The sequence below is a fragment of the Streptomyces sp. NPDC091289 genome (genome assembly GCF_044757365.1).
Classification (GTDB): domain Bacteria; phylum Actinomycetota; class Actinomycetes; order Streptomycetales; family Streptomycetaceae; genus Streptomyces.
Genome location: NZ_JBIVUT010000020.1, coordinates 95,829 through 111,763, shown reverse-complemented (window position 1 = coordinate 111,763; position 15,935 = coordinate 95,829). Strand labels below are relative to the sequence as shown.

Genomic DNA, 15,935 nt, shown 5'->3' with positions numbered 1-15,935 from the left:
GGTCACTCGTCCAGCGCCGCCTCCATCACCGCCCGGGCGATCGGGGCCGCGCTGCCGCCGCCGCTGATGTCGGCCCGGTCGGCGGCCGCGTCCTCCACGACCACCGCCACCGCGACCGCCGGGCGGCCGGAGTCGGGGGCCTGGGCCCAGGAGATGAACCAGGCGTACGGCAGACCGGAGTTGTCGACGCCGTGCTGGGCGGTGCCGGTCTTGCCGCCGACCTTCACCCCGTCGATCGCCGCGTTCGACCCGGTGCCGTTCTCCACCACGTCGACCATCATCCGCTGGAGCTGAACGGCCGTCGACGGGCTCATCGCCCGCTCGTACGCGGGAGCCCCCTCCTGGCGGACCGTGTCCCCGTCGTTCGTGGTCACCCGGTCCACCAGATGGGGACGGCGCAGATCCCCGCCGTTGGCGACCGCCGCGGCGACCATCGCCATCTGGAGCGGGGTCGCGGTCGTGTTGAACTGCCCGATCGAGGAGAGCGCGAGCTGGTCGTCGCTCATATCGGTGTCGAAGTTGCTCCGGGCCACCCCGGACGGGATGCGCAGTCCGGTGTCGTTGAAACCGAACTTCTCCGCCGCCTCCACCATCCCGTCCAGCCCGACCTCCACCCCCAGATGGGCCATCACCGTGTTGCAGGAGACCCGGATCGCATCCGCGAGGGACGCCTCCTCGCAGCCGCTCGACTCGTTCGGCAGCGTCGTCCTCGTACCGGGCAGGACATACGGCGACGGGGTGTCCGTGGCCGCGTCGGCGTCCGTCACCACCCGGGCGTCCAGCGCCGCCGCCGCCGTCACGATCTTGAAGGCGGAGCCCGGCGGATAGGTCTGCCGGATGGCCCGGTTGAGCATCGGCAGGCTCTTGGCCGCGTTCAGCCGGGTCCACGCCTCGGTCACCGCGGCACCGGTCCCCGACAGCCGCTCGGGGTCGTACGACGGGGTCGAGACCAGGGCCAGGATCTTGCCCGTCGACGGATCCAGGGCCGCGACCGCGCCCCGCCGGCCGCTCAGCCCGTCGTACGCGGCCTGCTGCATCGACGCCCGGATCGTGGTGACGACATCGCCGCCCGGCTGCCGGCCCCGGGTGAACTCGTTCCAGAACGGCAGCGGTGCCAGCAGCGAATTGGTACCGGACAGGACGGAGTCCTCGGCGTTCTCGATGAGCGTGGTGCCGTACGTCTGCGAGGCGTAGCCGGTCACCGGGGCGTACAGCGGGCCGTGCAGATAGGTGCGTTCGAAGCTGAGCTGCTCGCCGGTCTCCTTGTTGCCGGTCACGGGCCGGTCGCCGACCAGGATGTTGCCGCGCGGCTGGTCGTAACGGGCGATGGTGTTACGGCGGTTGGCCGGGTTGTCGTCCAGTTCGTCGGCCTCGAAGAGCTGGACGCGGGCCGCGTTGACGAGCAGCGCCACGAGCAGCAGCAGACAGAAGGCGGCGGCCCGCCGGATGTAACGGATCACCGGTCGTTCTCCTCGTCCACTGCTGCCGCGATGACCCCGGTCTCCACCTGTTCCGGGTGGGGTCGGCGCGAGACGTCGCTGACCCGGATCAGCAGCGCCACGATGATCCAGTTGGTGACGACGGAGGAACCGCCCTGGGCGAGGAACGGCATCGCCATCCCGGTCAGCGGGATCAGCCCCATCACCCCGCCCGCGATCACGAACACCTGGAGCGCCAGGATCGACGCCAGACCGATGGCCAGCAGCCGCCCGAACGGGTCGCGCAGGGCGAGCCCGGCCCGGTAGCCGCGCGCCACGAGCAGCGCGTAGAGCAGGAAGATCGCGGTCAGCCCGCTCAGCCCCAGCTCCTCGCCCGCCGTCGCCAGGATGAAGTCGGACTTCGCGGCGAAGCCGATGAGGATGGAGTGGCCCGCGCCGAGCCCGGTCCCGAGCATCCCGCCCGCCGCGAACGCGAACAGCGACTGGGCGAGCTGGCCGGGGCCCTGCCCGGCGTCGATCGAGGCGAACGGGTCCAGCCAGTCCTGCACCCGGCTGTGGACGTGCGGCTCGAAGGAGCCCACGACGAAGGCCCCGACGGCGGCCAGGAGCAGGCCGACCGCGATCCAGCCGGTCCGGCCGGTCGCCACGTACAGCATGATGACGAAGAGCCCGAAGAACAGCAGCGAGGTGCCGAGGTCGCGCTCCAGCACCAGGACCCCGACGCTCAGCAGCCAGATCGCCACGATCGGCCCGAGCACCCGTCCGGCGGGCAGTTGCAGCTTCCACACCGTGCGGCCGGTGTACGCGAGCGCGTTGCGGTTCGCGGCCAGATAGGCGGCGAAGAACACCGCGAGCAGGATCTTGGCGAACTCGCCGGGCTGGAAGGAAAGTCCGCCGATCCGGATCCAGATCTTCGCCCCGTTCACCGCGGGGAAGAAGATCGGCACGATCATGAACGCGAGCGCCGCGGCCACCGAGAGATACGCGTACCGCTGGAGCACCCGGTAGTCGCGCAGCAGCACCACCACGGCGGTGAACAGCGCGACGCCGAGCGTGGACCAGACGAGCTGGGTGGGCGCGGCCTGGTCATGCGGAGTCTCCAGGTCGAGCCGGTAGATCAGCACCAGGCCGAGACCGTTGAGCAGGACCGCGATCGGCAGCAGCAGCGGATCGGCGTACGGGGCCCGGAAACGGACCGCGGCATGGGCGAGCAGCGCGAGCGCGCCGAGCCCGGCGCCGTACCCGACGACATCGGGGGGTACGGCGCCGTCGTGGGCGAGGCCGACCGCCGCATAGCCGAGGACGGAGATCAGGACGCCCCCGACGAGGAGGGCGAGCTCCACCCCGCGCCGCTTGGGCAGGCGTAGCTCGGGCGGGGGAGCGTCCGCCGTCGTTGCGGTCATGCTCCGCAACGTAGCAAGAGGTGCGAGGTATTTCCCTTATGTCACACCTTTGCTCATGTCAGTGCCCACTTTGCTCATGCCGGCTCACACCCTTGCTCATGCCGACGCCCACCGGAACGTGCGTCCGCCCGCGGGGCTCGCGGCGACAGGGCCGGGCTCCACGGGCGGACGCATGTGCGGGTGACGCGAGGTCAGCACCACTTCGGCGCGGCGCCGATGTTCTCGATGTAGCGGGCCGAACCCCAGGCCCACGTACCGTCGGTCAGCAGGTACCAGCGGTTGTTGTGGTCGACGTTGTCGCCCGTGGTCTTGCAGAAGATGTTGACGACCGAGCCGTACTTCACCGAGCCGACGATCCGGCTGCTGCGGGTCGGCTTGTCACGGAGCAGCAGGTACGGCTTGGCGATGACCCGTCCCTTGTAGGTCTTCTTGGGCGCCTGGGGCTTTGCCTGGCCCTGGCCCTGACCCTCCTTCCGCGCCTCCTGGCGGGCCTCCTTCTGCTGCGCCTCGTGCTCGCGCTGCAGGGCCGAGGCGGAGAGCTCGTCGGACGTCGGGTCCGGCGCGGTGGCCTCGGCGCGCTGCCCGACGGGCTGGGGGTCGGCCGCCATGGCGGCGGGAGCGGCGGCCGTGAGCGCCGCGAGCGTGCCGGTGGCGACGCAGAGGCCGAGCCGACGGAGCCGCGAGGGGCGGGACAGGGGGGACATGCTGCCTCCATGCGATGAGGAAAGGGACCGTGGGGGACACGAGCTGGGCTCGTGCTGGTCACGCTAAGTTCGCCACTCACGGTCCGCAACGCGTCACGATGTGTGAGGGCGGTCCTCCGCTGGGCCGTCCGGGGCGTCCGTCCCCTCCGGGCCCCCGTCCTGGCCCGGATTCCCGCCGGAATCCCCGTCGTCGAGAGTCACGTACTCCGGCAGGGTCAACCGGGCGAGCGCCCCGCCGTCCGGCGGATTGCCGAACTCCAGCCGGGCGCCGATGACCTGGGCCTGGCCCAGCGCGATCGTCAGCCCGAGACCGTGGCCCTTGCCCGCGCCGTCCGTACGGAACCGCTGCGGCCCGCCGTCCAGCAGATACGCCGGGAACCCCGGGCCGTGATCGCGTACGGAGACCACCGCGCCGTCCACGCTCAGCACCACCGGAGGGCCGCCGTGCCGATGCGCGTTGGCCACCAGATTGCCGATCACCCGCTCCAGGCGCCGCCGGTCGGTCTCCACCCGGGCCGCGCCGCTCACCCGTACCTCGGTGTCGGTGCCCGACGCCCGGACGACCCGCTCCGCCAGCGGCGCGAGATCGTGCACGGCGAGGTCGACCTGCTCGGTACGGGCGTCCAGCCGGGAGATCTCCAGCAGGTCCTCCGTCAGCGCCCGCATCGCCCGCACCCGGTCGCGCACCAGCTCCGCAGGGCGGCCGGGCGGCAGCAGTTCGGCGGCGGCCGACAGACCGGTCAGCGGGGTGCGCAGCTCGTGCGCCACGTCGGCGGTGAACCGCTGCTCGGTCTGGAGCTTGCGCTGGAGGGTCGAGGCCATGGTGTCGAGTGCGCCCGCCACGATCGCCACCTCGTCCTGGGCACGGACCGGGCGCGCGGTGCGCGGGTCGTCCACCCGGGCGTCGAGGTCGCCCGCGCTGATCCGGCGGGCCACCCGGGCGCTCTGGTGGAGCCTGCGGGTCACCCGGCCGACGGCGAACAGCCCGACGAGCAGGGTGGCGGCGATGGCCAGCAGCGAGGAGCCGATGATCGCCCGGTCGAGGCCGCCGATGGTGCGGGCGCTGTGGCTGTAGTCCGTCCAGGTGGCCAGCGCCCGCCCGTCCGCCGGGCCCGCCGCCCACATCGCCGGGCCGCTCTGCCCGTCCGGGTCGCCGGGCCGGTGCGGTCCGTCCGCCACGACCGTGCCCCGCTCGCCGCCGGCCGCCAGGGCCCGCAGCGAGGCGGGCAGCCCCGGCGGGTCGATGCCGGACCCCCGGGGCAGCGGCTCCCCGGCCTCGTACGCGTCGGTCACCACCTCCAGCCGGGCCAGCGCCTTCTCGCGGGCGTGGTCGACCGTCTGCCGGGTGACGGCGGTGTGCACCAGGACGCCGAGGAGGGCGGCCAGGGTGCAGCACATGGCGGTCAGGAAGACCGCGGACTTCCAGGTGAGGCTCGCGGTCCAGGAGGGCGAGCGGAACCGGCGCCGACGTCTCATCGCGTCTCCGCCGGCGATTCCGAAGGCGTACGGGTGCCGGAGCCGGCGGACGGCGAGGGCGTGCCCGTCGCCGTGCCCGAAGGCGTGCGCGTCGGCGAGTGCTTCGGCTTCGGGGCCTTCCGGTGCTCGGGCGTCCGGAGGATCTCGTCCCGGGTGGGCAGCATCGCGCGCTGCCGGTCGTCCCAGGACCACGCGGTGCGGTACTCGTACCCCGGGATCACCGAAGGGGCCCGCATGATCACGTCCCGGCCCGCCAGCTCCACGCTGATGACGGCGTCGTAGGTGGACATGATCCGGGTCAGCCGGTCCCCGTCCGGCATGTACACGCGCACGGCGAGCTGCTGATCGGGCATCCGGATGCCGAGCACCAGTTCGTCCCTGCCGTCGCCGGTCAGGTCGCGGTAGTAGGGCGCGAGGACCGGGCAGTCGTCCGGGGCGGTCCGGCACGCCCTGATCTGCCGGACGGTCGCGTCCGGCAGCTCGTCCAGGCCGCTGTCCCGGTTGGTCTTCGCCTTCAGCCCGGCCTGCGCCACCGCCACCGGGTCCAGCCGTCGCACATCGCCGCCGGTCACCCGGATCCCCGGGATACGCGCGGTCTCGCCCTCGCCGTAGTCGTACGGGGCGGAGGAGGCGGGCGGCAGATCCGGCCAGAGGTGCTTGGGCTCGACGGCCGACGGCGCGTCCCCGGCGCTCTTCAGCCCGCCGGCGGCGCCACAGCCGGACAGCAGGGCGAGCGCGGCGACGGCGGACACGGCGGTACGGGTCGCCGCCGGGGCGCGGTGCGGGCGCACGGCTCGCCTCCTCCTCGACGACAGAGGCTTCACACCCTAGTCGGACGGCCGTGTGCAATGCCCGGTTCGCACCACTGCGTGACGTTGCGTGGCTCTACGGTCGCCGCAGGGTCAGCGCTGGTACGGGTTCTGTCCGGGCGGGGTGAAGCCGGGCTGCTGCGGGGCCTGGCCGTGGGCGGTTCCGTCCTGCCCGGCCGCGGCCTGGGCGAGCAGCTGGTCCGCCTCCTCCTTGGGTATCTGCCGCTCCCCGCCGCAGAAGGTGCACTGCGTGGCGTACTTCGTCGAGAACGGGAACAGCGGCACGAAGAACAGCGTGAACTTCGTGACCCGCTTGCGCAGGGTGTGCGCCGCCGGATTGCCGCACCAGCCGCACACCATCGTCAGGATGGCCAGCTGGTAGAGATAGCCCTTGGTGCCGAAAATGATCATGCCGTGGTCCCTTTCCCCGTCCCCCGGAGTGCCCGTCGGCACAGCGCCAGGAGCTTTTCGTCCTCGTGGATGTCATGACTGCCGTACCCGCCGTCCATGGCGTTGTGACGGCGCACGGAGGCGAGTTCGCTCCGCAGGACGTGTGCCGCGGCCGACCCCGCCGGGACCGGCCCCATCCGTGCCACGCATTCTGCCACCCGGACCCGGACATGGCGGCTTTGCTCCCAGCCGGCGAGCAGCGCCTCGGTGGTCTCCGGCGACCGGCCGGTCACCTCCCACAGCGCGATCGCCGCGTCCACCCGCAGCCACAGCTCCTCGTGCGCCAGCAGCCCGCGCAGCCGGGGCGCCACCACCGCCGCGCGCGGCCCGAGCGCCCCCAGCGCCACCACCGCCGCCCGCCGGTCGTGCACCTGGTCCGACTGGAGGCCCTCGATCAGCACCGGCAGCACCGCATCGGTGTCCCCGGAGACCGCCCACAGCGCCTCGGCCGCCTCGGTCGCGCACGCCGTCCCCGGGCGGCGCATCAGCGCCCTCAGCTCCGGGACCGCCTCCCGCGCGGCGGGCCCGAACGAACCCAGCGCCCGCAGCGCCGCCGTACGCAGCCACTCGCCCCGGTACTCCGGCGCCCCGCGCAGCACCCGCAGGACCTCGGGGGCCGCCTCGCCCGCGCGCAGCGCGGTCAGCCCGGCCAGCAGCGGGCTCGCCCGGTCGTAGGCGCCCTCGTCCAGCTCCACCTCCGCGAGCCTGCGCCGCAGCGCCCCGGCGAGCGGCCGGGCCGCCGCTCCCAGGTGGCCCACCGCGAAGCCCACATCGTGCGCCACCTGCGGCAACTCCAGAGCCGCCGCGAGCGCGGGCACCGCCCGGTCGTCGCCGAGGCGCGCCAGGGCCTTCACGGTGGAGCCGAGCCCGGGCGGACCGCCGGCCCAGGTCTTCACCCACTCCCCGGGCTCGGCGGCCAGCCGGGCGGCCAGGGCGTCCGCGGCGGGCGCGGCGAGGGAGAACAGCTCCTCCAGCACATGGGACGCGGCCTCGGCCAGCCGGGGCTCGGGGTCGGCGAGCTGATCGCCGACGAGCGCCACCAACTCCTCGTACGGGCCGCGCCAGGCCCGTATCAGCCCGCCGCTCATCCGCACCGCGTCGATGCGCTGCCGGCGGTCGGGGCTGCGCAACTGGTCGGCGAGCAGCGCCGTGCGGTCGCCCACCCGGTCGTCGAGACCGACGTGCAGGGTGCGCAGCAGATCCGCGGCCCAGGGGGTGCCGCGCCCGGCGTTCTCTCCGCTCTCCGCGTTCTCCGTGTGCCCCTGGGCGGACAGCGACCGCAGCTGCCCCACGAGCGTCGGCGTCGCGACCTGCTCGCCCCGGGAGATCTCGGCCGCGGCCACCGGCTCCGCGTCCATCGGCTCCGTATCCCTGTCCATCGGCTCGGAGTCCACCTGTTCGGAGTCCACCGGCCCTGCGTCCGGGTCCGGGCCGGAATCCGGCTCGCCCCCGTCCCGCGCGGCGTCCCCCTCCGCGGCGTCCCCCTCCGCGGCGTCCCCCTCCGGGACGGCGCTCTCCGGGGCGGCGGGCTCCTCGGGCGTCGAACGCATCTCGCGCAGCAGCCCCGAGACCACCGGCACCACATCGCCGGGCAGCCCGTCGGGCGCACAGCGCGCCAGCTGGGCCAGGGCCGCGAGCCGCAGCCCCGGGGAGTGCGCCCGGGACGCCAGCCGGCCCAGCCACTCCGCGACCCGCCCCGCCAGCGGCCGGTGCCGCAGCGCGACCCGCCCGGCTGCCTCCACGAGCGCGAGCCGCACCTCCTCCTCGGGCTCCACCGGCAGCCGCTCCCGCAGCAGCGCGAGCACCCGCACGGGGTGCCGGTGCAGCGTGGCGAGCGCCAGCGGGGCCGCGAGCCGCACCCCGGGGTCCTCGTCGGCGATCAGCTCGAAGAACACCCCCGCGCCCGCGGTGACCGCCGCGGCCGCCATCGCGTAGTTCGCGGCGCCCTCGATCTCGTCCTCGTCGATCTCCGCCTCGTCGTCCTCGTCGAGGTCGAAGCCGCCGATGCTGGTGAGCAGTTCCACCACGCTGCCCCGGTCCTGCACGCCCGGATCCACGACCAGCTCGAACAGGAACGGGATGCACGCGAGCGTGCACGCGTACACATCGCCCTGGTGGTGCACCGCGCCGTACATGCCGTCGAGCGCCGCCTCCCGCTCCGCCGGATCGTCGGAGGCGAGCCCCCGCAGGAGCTCCGGCACATCGTCGGCAGGCCCGTAGGCATGCTCCATCGAAGCCCAGTCGACCTCGTCGATCCCCGAGAACACGCCATCCCCTCCCCACGACCACGACAGCGTCCGGACCGGCACGCCCCCGTGGCGCGCGCCGTCCGTCACACCCCTCCCGGCGCGCCCCGTAGAAAGCGCCTGCGCAGAGTGTGCACCACGGCTCCGACAATCCACCCGCCACTTGTGGCCTTTCCCCGGGCCGTAACGAGGTCATGACCCGGTCAAGACGATTCGGCTGTGGGTTCCCTGTGAGCAGCGGGTGTTCCCGGGGCGTCCAGGACCCTTTCGGGGGTTCACGCGGGCAGCGGACGCGCCCGCTCCGGATCGTTCAGCGGGGCGAGGAGATCGCCGTGCAGGTCCAGCCGGGCGGCCATGTCCCCGGCGCGGAACACCAGGGCCCCGGCCTCCCGGCATCCCGCGATCTCGTCCCAGGTGACCGGCGCCGACACGGTGGGCTCGGGCCTGGCCCGCAGGGTGTAGGGCGTGGCGGTCGTCTTCGCCGCGGCGTTCTGGCTGAAGTCGACGAAGACCTTGCCCGGCCGCAGGGCACGCCTCATCCGGTGCAGTGCCAGTCCCGGCAGGGCCGCCTCCGCCTCCACCGCGAGCCGCTTCGCGTACGCGGACACCTCGCCGGAGGGGGTGGGCTCCAGCGGGACCAGCAGATGCAGCCCCTTGGACCCGGACGTCTTCCCGTACGCGAACAGCCCGTCTGCCGCCAGGCGCTCCCGCAGCCAGAGCGCCACCGCGCAGCACTCCACGACGGTCGCGGGGGAACCGGGGTCCAGGTCGAAGACCATCCGGTCGGCGATCTCCGGCGCGTCGTCACGCCACTGCGGGGTGTGGAACTCCACCACCAGGTTGGCCGCCCACATGAGCGAGGCCAGATCCCGCACGACCACCTGCCGGGCGTTCCGGTCCTCGCTCCGGGGCACGGCGGCGGTGGCCACCCAGGCGGGCGTACCGGGCGGCGGATTCTTGGTGAAGAAGAGCTGGCCGCCCGGCCCGTCCGGGTACCGCAGGAAGGAGACGGGACGGTCGCGCAGATGGGGCAGGATCACGCTGCCCGCGGTGGCCGCGTAGTAGTGGAGCACCTCGCCCTTGGTCGTCCCGGTGGCGGGATACAGGACCTTGTCGAGATTGCTGAGCGAGACCCGTCGCCCCTCCACCTCGGTGATCGGCGTCATACGATAAGAGTCACACGAAATCACGTTAAAGCGGCTTTAGAGGTCGACAAGGGGTGAACGGTGAGGTCCATATGGAACGGCGCGATCTCCTTCGGACTGGTCAGCATTCCGATCAAGCTGGTCAACGCCACCGAGAACCACTCGATCCACTTCCGGCAGATCCACCTCGCCGACGGTGGCCGGATCCGGTACCGCAAGGTCTGTGAACTGGACGAGGAGGAGATCGAGAGCGGCGAGATCGGCAAGGCCTACGAGGACGCCGACGGCTCGATGATCCCGATCACCGACGAGGATCTCGCCCAGCTCCCGCTGCCCACGGCGAAGACCATCGAGATCGTCGCCTTCGTGCCCGCGGACCGGATCGACCCGCTCCAGATGGACGCGGCGTACTACCTCTCCGCCAACGGAGTCCCGGCCGCCAAGCCGTACACCCTGCTCCGCGAGGCCCTCAAGCGCAGCAACAAGGTCGCGGTCGCCAAGTACGCCCTGCGCGGCCGCGAACGGCTCGGCATGCTCCGCGTCGTCGACGACGTGATCGCCATGCACGGCCTTCTGTGGCCGGACGAGATCCGCGCCCCCGAGGGCGTCGCCCCGGACAGCGACGTCACGGTCCGCGACGCCGAACTCGACCTGGCGGACGCCCTGATGGACACCCTCGGCGAGGTCGACATGGACAGCCTCCACGACGACTACCGGGAGGCGGTGGAAGAACTCATCGCCGCGAAGGCCTCCGGCGAGAGCGTGCGCCCGGCCGAGACCGAGGAGGCCGGCGGCGGCAAGGTCATCGACCTGATCGCGGCCCTGGAGAACAGCGTGCAGGCGGCCAAGAAGTCCCGGGGCGAGCAGGGGGAGGAGGCGGAGGACGAGGGCGACGGCGACATCGCCGACGTCCACCCCATCAAGAAGACGACCTCGAAGACAGCATCGAAGGCATCATCGAAGACGCCTTCGAGGGCGTCCGGCAGGACCACGAAGAAGACCACGCACCGCACCCCGACGGGCAAGACGGTCACCCGCTCCGGAAGCTCCACGACGAAGAAGTCCGCCCCCAAGCCCACCGGCGCGAAGAAGTCCACGTCGACGGCGAAGAAGTCCGCCGCAAGCGGCGGGAGCGGCGGTAGCGGCGGAAGCGGAAGCGGGACGGCCGGGAAGAAGACGGCGGCGAAGAAGCAGACACCGTCGAGCGGCGGCACCACGGCGAAGAAGACGGCATCTTCCCGCAAGCGCGCCTCGGCCTGACGGCGACGGGCCCTGACGGCGACGGGCCCGGCCAGAGAGTCGCACTCCTGGCCTCCTGGCCTCCTGGCCTCCTGACCTCCCCGGCGCCTCGCCGACCTCGCTGTGTGTTTCGCGCCCATTGGCCGAGAACGCCCCCTTTCCCGCCCCGTCGGGCCGCCGCACGCTGGATGTGGACGCCGGGCGCGTGGAGCATCGAGGGGGCCGCCATGTCCGCACCGCTGCCGTTGTACGTGCCGAGGCTTCCGGCCCGCCTGTCCGCGCTGCGCGCTTACGGCGATCTCGTGCCGGACGCTCGGCGAAGGGTGGCTCCCCTGTGGACGCTGCCGCCGGGCACGACCACCGACGCCGCGCGGCTCCGCAAGGCCGTTCGCCGGGCCGCCCAGGTGCAGCGGCACAGCCCCGCCTGGCTGGACGCCCCCTACGCGGACTGGACGACGGGGGCAGCGGCCGCGCTGCTTTCCGAAGTCTGGGCCGGGTCGTCGCTGCGCCCGGTGACCGGACCGGAGCGTCCCCCGGAACAGCAGCGGTCGGCCAACCGGTCGGCGGTGACCGGCTCCGGTGAGATCGGCATACGCGTCGCGCTCCCGGGCGGCTGGGACGAACGTTCCACCGACGACACCCGGCGGCTGCTCGACGCACTCGACCACGGGGTCCGCCGCGACCTTCTCCTCGACCTGCACGCGGTGCCGGAGACTCGGCCGGACGCGGGGAAGGAAGCCCTGCGGGCCCTGGACGCCCTGCTCCCGCTGACTGCCTGGAACCGCGTCGCGGTGATCGCGGGCGGATTCCCCGAGGACGTCAGCGGGATCGAGGTGGCGGGAACCGATGAAGCGCCTCGTCACGAACTCGCCCTGTGGCACGAGATCCTGGCGAACCGGCCCGGCTACCGGGAGCTTCTCCGCTACGGGGACTACGCGCCGTTCGCCCCCCGCTCCGTGGCCCAGGAGCACCGGGGCGGGGGAGGCCCGCCGTGGGGTCTGCTCCGCTACACCACCGGGCGCGCGTATCTGCTCGCCAAGGTGCCCACCCGCGGTGACGCCCGGGCGGAGACGATCCGTGCGGCGGCCCGGTGGATCACGGAGCAGGACGATTTCCGCGGTCCGTCCGCCGGCGCGGGCGAGCGCTGGCTGTGGGACTGCGCGCGGGGCGAGGGGAGCGTGGGCACGGGAGGGGCGGCGGACTGGAGCCGAACAGCGATCAGCCAGCACCTGGCCCACGTCGTACGGCAGTCGACCGCCTGAGCCCGCACCGCCGTTCCCCACCGACTTCCGATCATCCTGCCTGCCCGGTCGCTGCCCCGGCCCCGGCCCCGGCCCCGGCTGCCCCCTGTCGTACGCCCCCCGTACGCTACGGCCCATGAGCGCAGAGGCCCCCTCGGGACGGGTGATCGACGGCCGCTTCACGCTGCTGGAGCGGCTCGGCAGTGGTGGCATGGGCATGGTCTGGCGGGCCCGTGACGAGGCGCTCCACCGCGATGTCGCGCTCAAAGAGGTACGCCCCCCGGACCCGGCGCTCGCGGAGTACGACCCCGAAGGGGCCCGCACGTTGCGCGCCCGGGTGCTGCGCGAGGCCCGCGCCCTGGCCCGGGTCGACCATCCCTGCGTGGTCACCGTCCACCACATCGTCGACCCCGGCGAGGAGGGCTACCCGTGGATCGTGATGGAGCTGGTGGCCGGCTCCTCCCTGCACGAACGGCTCGCCGCCGGGCCCATGGAGCCCGCCGAGGCCGCCGAACTGGGGCGCGGCGTCCTCTCCGCCCTCCGCGCCGCCCACGCCGCCGGCATCCAGCACCGCGACGTCAAGCCCGCCAATGTGCTCCTGCGCACCGACGGCCGCCCCGTCCTCACCGACTTCGGCATCGCCGCGATCCGGGAGTCGACGAGCCTCACCGCCACCGGCGCCCTCATCGGCTCGCCCGACTACATAGCCCCCGAGCGCATCCGGGGCACCGAGGGCGACCCGTCCTCCGACCTCTGGTCGCTCGGCATGATGCTGTACGTCGCCGTCGAGGGCCGCCACCCGCTGCGCCGGGCCACGACCCTGGCCACGCTGGCCGCCGTGCTCGACGAGGAGATCCCGCCGCCGGTACGGGCCGGGTCCCTCGCCCCCGTGCTGAGCGCTCTCCTCACCCGGGACATCCCGGCCCGCCCGGACGCCGAGACCCTCGACCGCCTGCTGGCCGAGGCCGCGACACACACCGGCGGGGGCCCGGCCCCGACACCCACGGAGCCCGTACGGGAACGGCCCGCGCCCGCACACGCCACGCCCACGCAGACAGCCGCCGTGCGGGACCGCGTACCGACGGCCTACGGCTACGGCTCCCCGCAGGCCGGCACCGGCGCCGGCGACGCATCCCCCACACCGGAAGAGCGCCAACAGCGCATACTGCGCCGCGCCCGGATGATCAGCGCGGCCTCGTCCGTCGTCTCGGCCGTGGTCATCGCGGGCGTCATCCTCTGGATGGTCGACCCCTTCTCGTCCTCGTCCAAGGCCTCCGACAGCGACGACCGCCCCCGCGACAGGGCGAGCGCACCCCAGGCCTCAGCTCCGGCGCCGAACCCGGTCGCCGACGAGTCGAACGGGCCCAACGGATCCGACACGTCCGAGACATCCGACACGTCCGGCGCTCCCGGCGAGAAGGACGTACCGGAGGCCGGGAACCTGCTGACCCCGGACGGGGCGCGCACGGCGATCAAGGCGCTGAAGCCACTCATGGGCGGCACGAAAGTCACCGACTTCACCCTCTACGACCAGCACGCCTCGGCCCAGGCGCCGCTGAAGTCCAACTCCGCGCTCTACGACCGCTTCAGCTACCGCGACGGCCGGGCGAAGAACGACGAGATGGGCGGCACGCGGATGTCGGGGGACACGACGGTCGACCTGAACTCCGTCGACTGGGACGCGCTGCCCGCCCTGCTGAGTACGGCGGAGAAGACGCTCAACATCCCGGACCCGGAGAGCCGCTATGTGATCGTGGACCCCTCGTCGCCCTTCCACGACGACCGCCCGGTGCTGCGCGTCTACGTCTCCGACACCCACGGCGGGGCCTACCTCACCGCCGGCCTGGACGGGCGGGTCATCGAGAAGAGCCCGCGTCCGAAGGGCTGAGCACCGGCTTGACCGGGTCCGGTATCTGGGGCAGGTCCAGCCCGAACGGATTCCGCTCGACGACGTAGGTGCAGCTGGTGTACGTGTAGCCCGGCTGGACCTTCGAACCCGAGGAGTAGCTGTCCACCCCGGCGGTCGCGCCCGTGCCGTGCTTGTAGAGGAAGTGGTACTCCCCGGCGGGAAGCCGAAGCCGTGCCTTCGGGTAGCTCTTGCCGCTCGCCTTGCAGGCCTGCCGCGGTCCGGCGGACGCGCTGTACCGCTTGCAGCCGGCGCAGGCCTTCAGTGTGACGGTGCCGGTGACGGGACCGGTGTAGAGCACCTCGACCGCGTTCGGCGCGTCATTGCTGATGACCAGCTCCATCCGGGCGCCGCCGGGCCGCTTCGACGGCGGCAGCCGCTTGCCCGCCGCCGGCCGGTCGTCGGCGATCTCCGCGGCTATGGCGATGTTCCGCGCCTTGCCCACCCGCTCGTCGGTCTTGTACGCACGGGCGAAATCGGTGAGCGTCCTGCGCGCGTCACCGAACTTCCTGTCCTTGAACTGGTCGACCCCGCAGGCGTACGAGCCCTCCTTGACGCCGTGGTCCGCGTCGGAGCGCAGCCCCCTCACACTGGCGACGGGAAGCTCGGACGCGGTGGTGCCGAGGCTGCGCAGCACTTTGGTGGCCGCACACGGCTCGGCCCCCTTCAACGCCGCGACCTGCGCCTTGATCCGCTCGTTGATCGCCGGTCCGACCTGCTGCGCGGGCGCGGACTCGGGGAACGTACGCAGCAACTCGCCCAGCTCCGCGCCACCCCCGCCCGCCGCGCCGAGGCGCGAGACCCCGCACCCGTACAGCGACTCGGCGAGCGGGTCGTCCGGCCAGGCGGCGAGCTCGCCCAGCACCTTCGCGTCCACCGAGTCCGGCAGCGTCCGCAGATAGGTCAACGGCTCCACGGCGTCGCAGTGCCGCTTCTTGGCGTACGGGGCGGAGACGGCGTCGTAATACTTCTTGAGGCGGTCCGGGACCAACTCGGCGGCCCGGGAACCGGGATGGTCCTCACCGAGCGCGCGATAGACGTCGAGCCCCTTCTCGTACTCCCCCTTCGCCGGGCCGAACGGCTGCCGCGAGGCCGAAGCGACCCGCTGGTCCCCGTCCGCCAGCCGCTCCAGCAGCATCTGCTCCCGAGCCTCGTCCCGCGCGGAGCCGTACACCACCGCCCCGCCCGCCGGCACGGCCAGCAGCACCACGCCGAGACCGGCCGCCACAACGGGCCGCCACGCCCCGCCCAGCGCCGAACGCAGGGCGATCCGGGCCCCGTCGGCGGCGGCGAGCACCAGCACCACCAGATACCCGACGAGGACACCCCCGGGCACCCCGTCCGGATCGGCGGGCAACGCCACCCACAACAGCCCCGCCGTGGCCGCCCAGCACACAGCGGCCCGCACCCAGCGCCCCAACAGGGCGTAGCCGAGCCCGAGTCCGGTCAGATTGAGCAACGCCGCGCCGACCGCACGCAGAGCCGCACCGGACGGCGGCGGCCCGACGGTCGGCGCACGGGAAGGCGGTGGCGGCGGCCCGAACCCGGGCGGCCCGTCCGGAGGCGGCGGCACGGCCCCGCCCCACCCGGCCCCGCCGACGCTCCGTCCCGCGGCCCCGTGCTGATCACCGGACTCCATAACGGTCCCCCCACCGTAGAGTCACAAAAAAGTCCAGGTGACTCTGCCCGGTTCCGTCACGCTTCACGCGCGATCACGGCGATCTTCTTCACCTGCCGCACCACCTCGCACGCCATCGCCCTCTAAACTGCGGCATGCCGCGACTGGCGCGTGCCCCGGCAGGGGCGCTCCGTGGAACCGACCACGAGGGAGCGGCACACCCCGGGCGTGCCCGGGGCGTCATCTCCGGAGAGCCGTC

Annotated in this window: 12 protein-coding genes; 3 read left to right on the top strand and 9 right to left on the bottom strand. The window is 73.1% G+C overall.

Going from position 1 to position 15,935, the window contains the following annotated elements; translation table 11 throughout:
* Positions 1–2: 2 nt before the first annotated feature.
* The 8 genes from ACIQPT_RS26075 to ligD all read right to left on the bottom strand — a co-directional run bounded on the left by ACIQPT_RS26075 (position 3) and on the right by ligD (position 9,693).
* Positions 3–1,460 carry a penicillin-binding transpeptidase domain-containing protein gene (locus ACIQPT_RS26075; protein ID WP_401159018.1) on the bottom strand — a complete coding sequence of 486 codons (1,458 nt, stop codon included), beginning with the start codon at positions 1,458–1,460 and terminating at the stop codon, positions 3–5.
* Positions 1,457–2,842 carry an FtsW/RodA/SpoVE family cell cycle protein gene (locus tag ACIQPT_RS26070; RefSeq protein ID WP_401159016.1) on the bottom strand — a complete coding sequence of 462 codons (1,386 nt, stop codon included), beginning with the start codon at positions 2,840–2,842 and terminating at the stop codon, positions 1,457–1,459. Before ACIQPT_RS26070 ends, ACIQPT_RS26075 begins: the two co-directional genes overlap by 4 nt.
* Positions 2,843–3,033: 191 nt before the next feature.
* A complete protein-coding gene (locus tag ACIQPT_RS26065; protein WP_401159014.1) occupies positions 3,034–3,546 on the bottom strand; it encodes an SH3 domain-containing protein in 513 nt (170 codons plus the stop codon).
* Between the two features lie 93 nt (positions 3,547–3,639).
* Positions 3,640–5,022, bottom strand: coding sequence for an ATP-binding protein (locus ACIQPT_RS26060; RefSeq protein WP_401159012.1), 1,383 nt, complete (start codon positions 5,020–5,022; stop codon positions 3,640–3,642).
* Positions 5,019–5,813, bottom strand: coding sequence for a hypothetical protein (locus tag ACIQPT_RS26055; protein ID WP_401159010.1), 795 nt, complete (start codon positions 5,811–5,813; stop codon positions 5,019–5,021). Before ACIQPT_RS26055 ends, ACIQPT_RS26060 begins: the two co-directional genes overlap by 4 nt.
* A gap of 111 nt (positions 5,814–5,924) precedes the next feature.
* Entirely contained in the window at positions 5,925–6,242 is a 318-nt protein-coding gene (locus ACIQPT_RS26050; RefSeq protein WP_401159008.1) for a zinc-ribbon domain-containing protein, read from the bottom strand.
* Entirely contained in the window at positions 6,239–8,548 is a 2,310-nt protein-coding gene (locus ACIQPT_RS26045; protein ID WP_401159006.1) for a HEAT repeat domain-containing protein, read from the bottom strand. Before ACIQPT_RS26045 ends, ACIQPT_RS26050 begins: the two co-directional genes overlap by 4 nt.
* 254 nt (positions 8,549–8,802) lie before the next feature.
* The gene (gene ligD / locus ACIQPT_RS26040; RefSeq protein ID WP_401159004.1) at positions 8,803–9,693 is read right to left on the bottom strand and encodes a non-homologous end-joining DNA ligase; all 891 of its coding nucleotides are present in this window, start codon (positions 9,691–9,693) and stop codon (positions 8,803–8,805) included.
* A gap of 60 nt (positions 9,694–9,753) precedes the next feature.
* On the opposite strand from ligD, the gene ACIQPT_RS26035 reads away from it, so the two are divergent.
* The 3 genes from ACIQPT_RS26035 (at position 9,754) to ACIQPT_RS26025 (ending at position 14,040) form a co-directional block, all read left to right on the top strand.
* Positions 9,754–10,932, top strand: coding sequence for a Ku protein (locus tag ACIQPT_RS26035; protein WP_401159001.1), 1,179 nt, complete (start codon positions 9,754–9,756; stop codon positions 10,930–10,932).
* Positions 10,933–11,138: 206 nt separating this feature from the next.
* Positions 11,139–12,173 (top strand): hypothetical protein, encoded by a 1,035-nt coding sequence (locus ACIQPT_RS26030; protein ID WP_401158999.1) that lies wholly within the window; start codon positions 11,139–11,141, stop codon positions 12,171–12,173.
* A 115-nt stretch (positions 12,174–12,288) separates the two neighbouring features.
* Positions 12,289–14,040 (top strand): serine/threonine-protein kinase, encoded by a 1,752-nt coding sequence (locus ACIQPT_RS26025; RefSeq protein ID WP_401158997.1) that lies wholly within the window; start codon positions 12,289–12,291, stop codon positions 14,038–14,040.
* Here the strand turns inward: ACIQPT_RS26025 and ACIQPT_RS26020 are convergent.
* A complete protein-coding gene (locus tag ACIQPT_RS26020) occupies positions 14,009–15,697 on the bottom strand; it encodes a hypothetical protein (protein WP_401158995.1) in 1,689 nt (562 codons plus the stop codon). The two genes, ACIQPT_RS26025 and ACIQPT_RS26020, sit on opposite strands and share 32 nt — an antisense overlap.
* Positions 15,698–15,935 lie beyond the last annotated feature (238 nt).

Excerpts from the sequence above, each read along its gene's own strand:
- ACIQPT_RS26060 (WP_401159012.1), bottom strand. The coding sequence starts at position 5,022 with ATGAGACGTCGGCGCCGGTTCCGCTCGCCCTCCTGGACCGCGAGCCTC.
- ACIQPT_RS26025 (WP_401158997.1), top strand. The coding sequence starts at position 12,289 with ATGAGCGCAGAGGCCCCCTCGGGACGGGTGATCGACGGCCGCTTCACG.
- ACIQPT_RS26030 (WP_401158999.1), top strand. The coding sequence starts at position 11,139 with ATGTCCGCACCGCTGCCGTTGTACGTGCCGAGGCTTCCGGCCCGCCTG.
- ACIQPT_RS26020 (WP_401158995.1), bottom strand. The coding sequence starts at position 15,697 with ATGGAGTCCGGTGATCAGCACGGGGCCGCGGGACGGAGCGTCGGCGGG.
- ACIQPT_RS26070 (WP_401159016.1), bottom strand. The coding sequence starts at position 2,842 with ATGACCGCAACGACGGCGGACGCTCCCCCGCCCGAGCTACGCCTGCCC.
- ACIQPT_RS26050 (WP_401159008.1), bottom strand. The coding sequence starts at position 6,242 with ATGATCATTTTCGGCACCAAGGGCTATCTCTACCAGCTGGCCATCCTG.
- ACIQPT_RS26065 (WP_401159014.1), bottom strand. The coding sequence starts at position 3,546 with ATGTCCCCCCTGTCCCGCCCCTCGCGGCTCCGTCGGCTCGGCCTCTGC.
- ligD (WP_401159004.1), bottom strand. The coding sequence starts at position 9,693 with ATGACGCCGATCACCGAGGTGGAGGGGCGACGGGTCTCGCTCAGCAAT.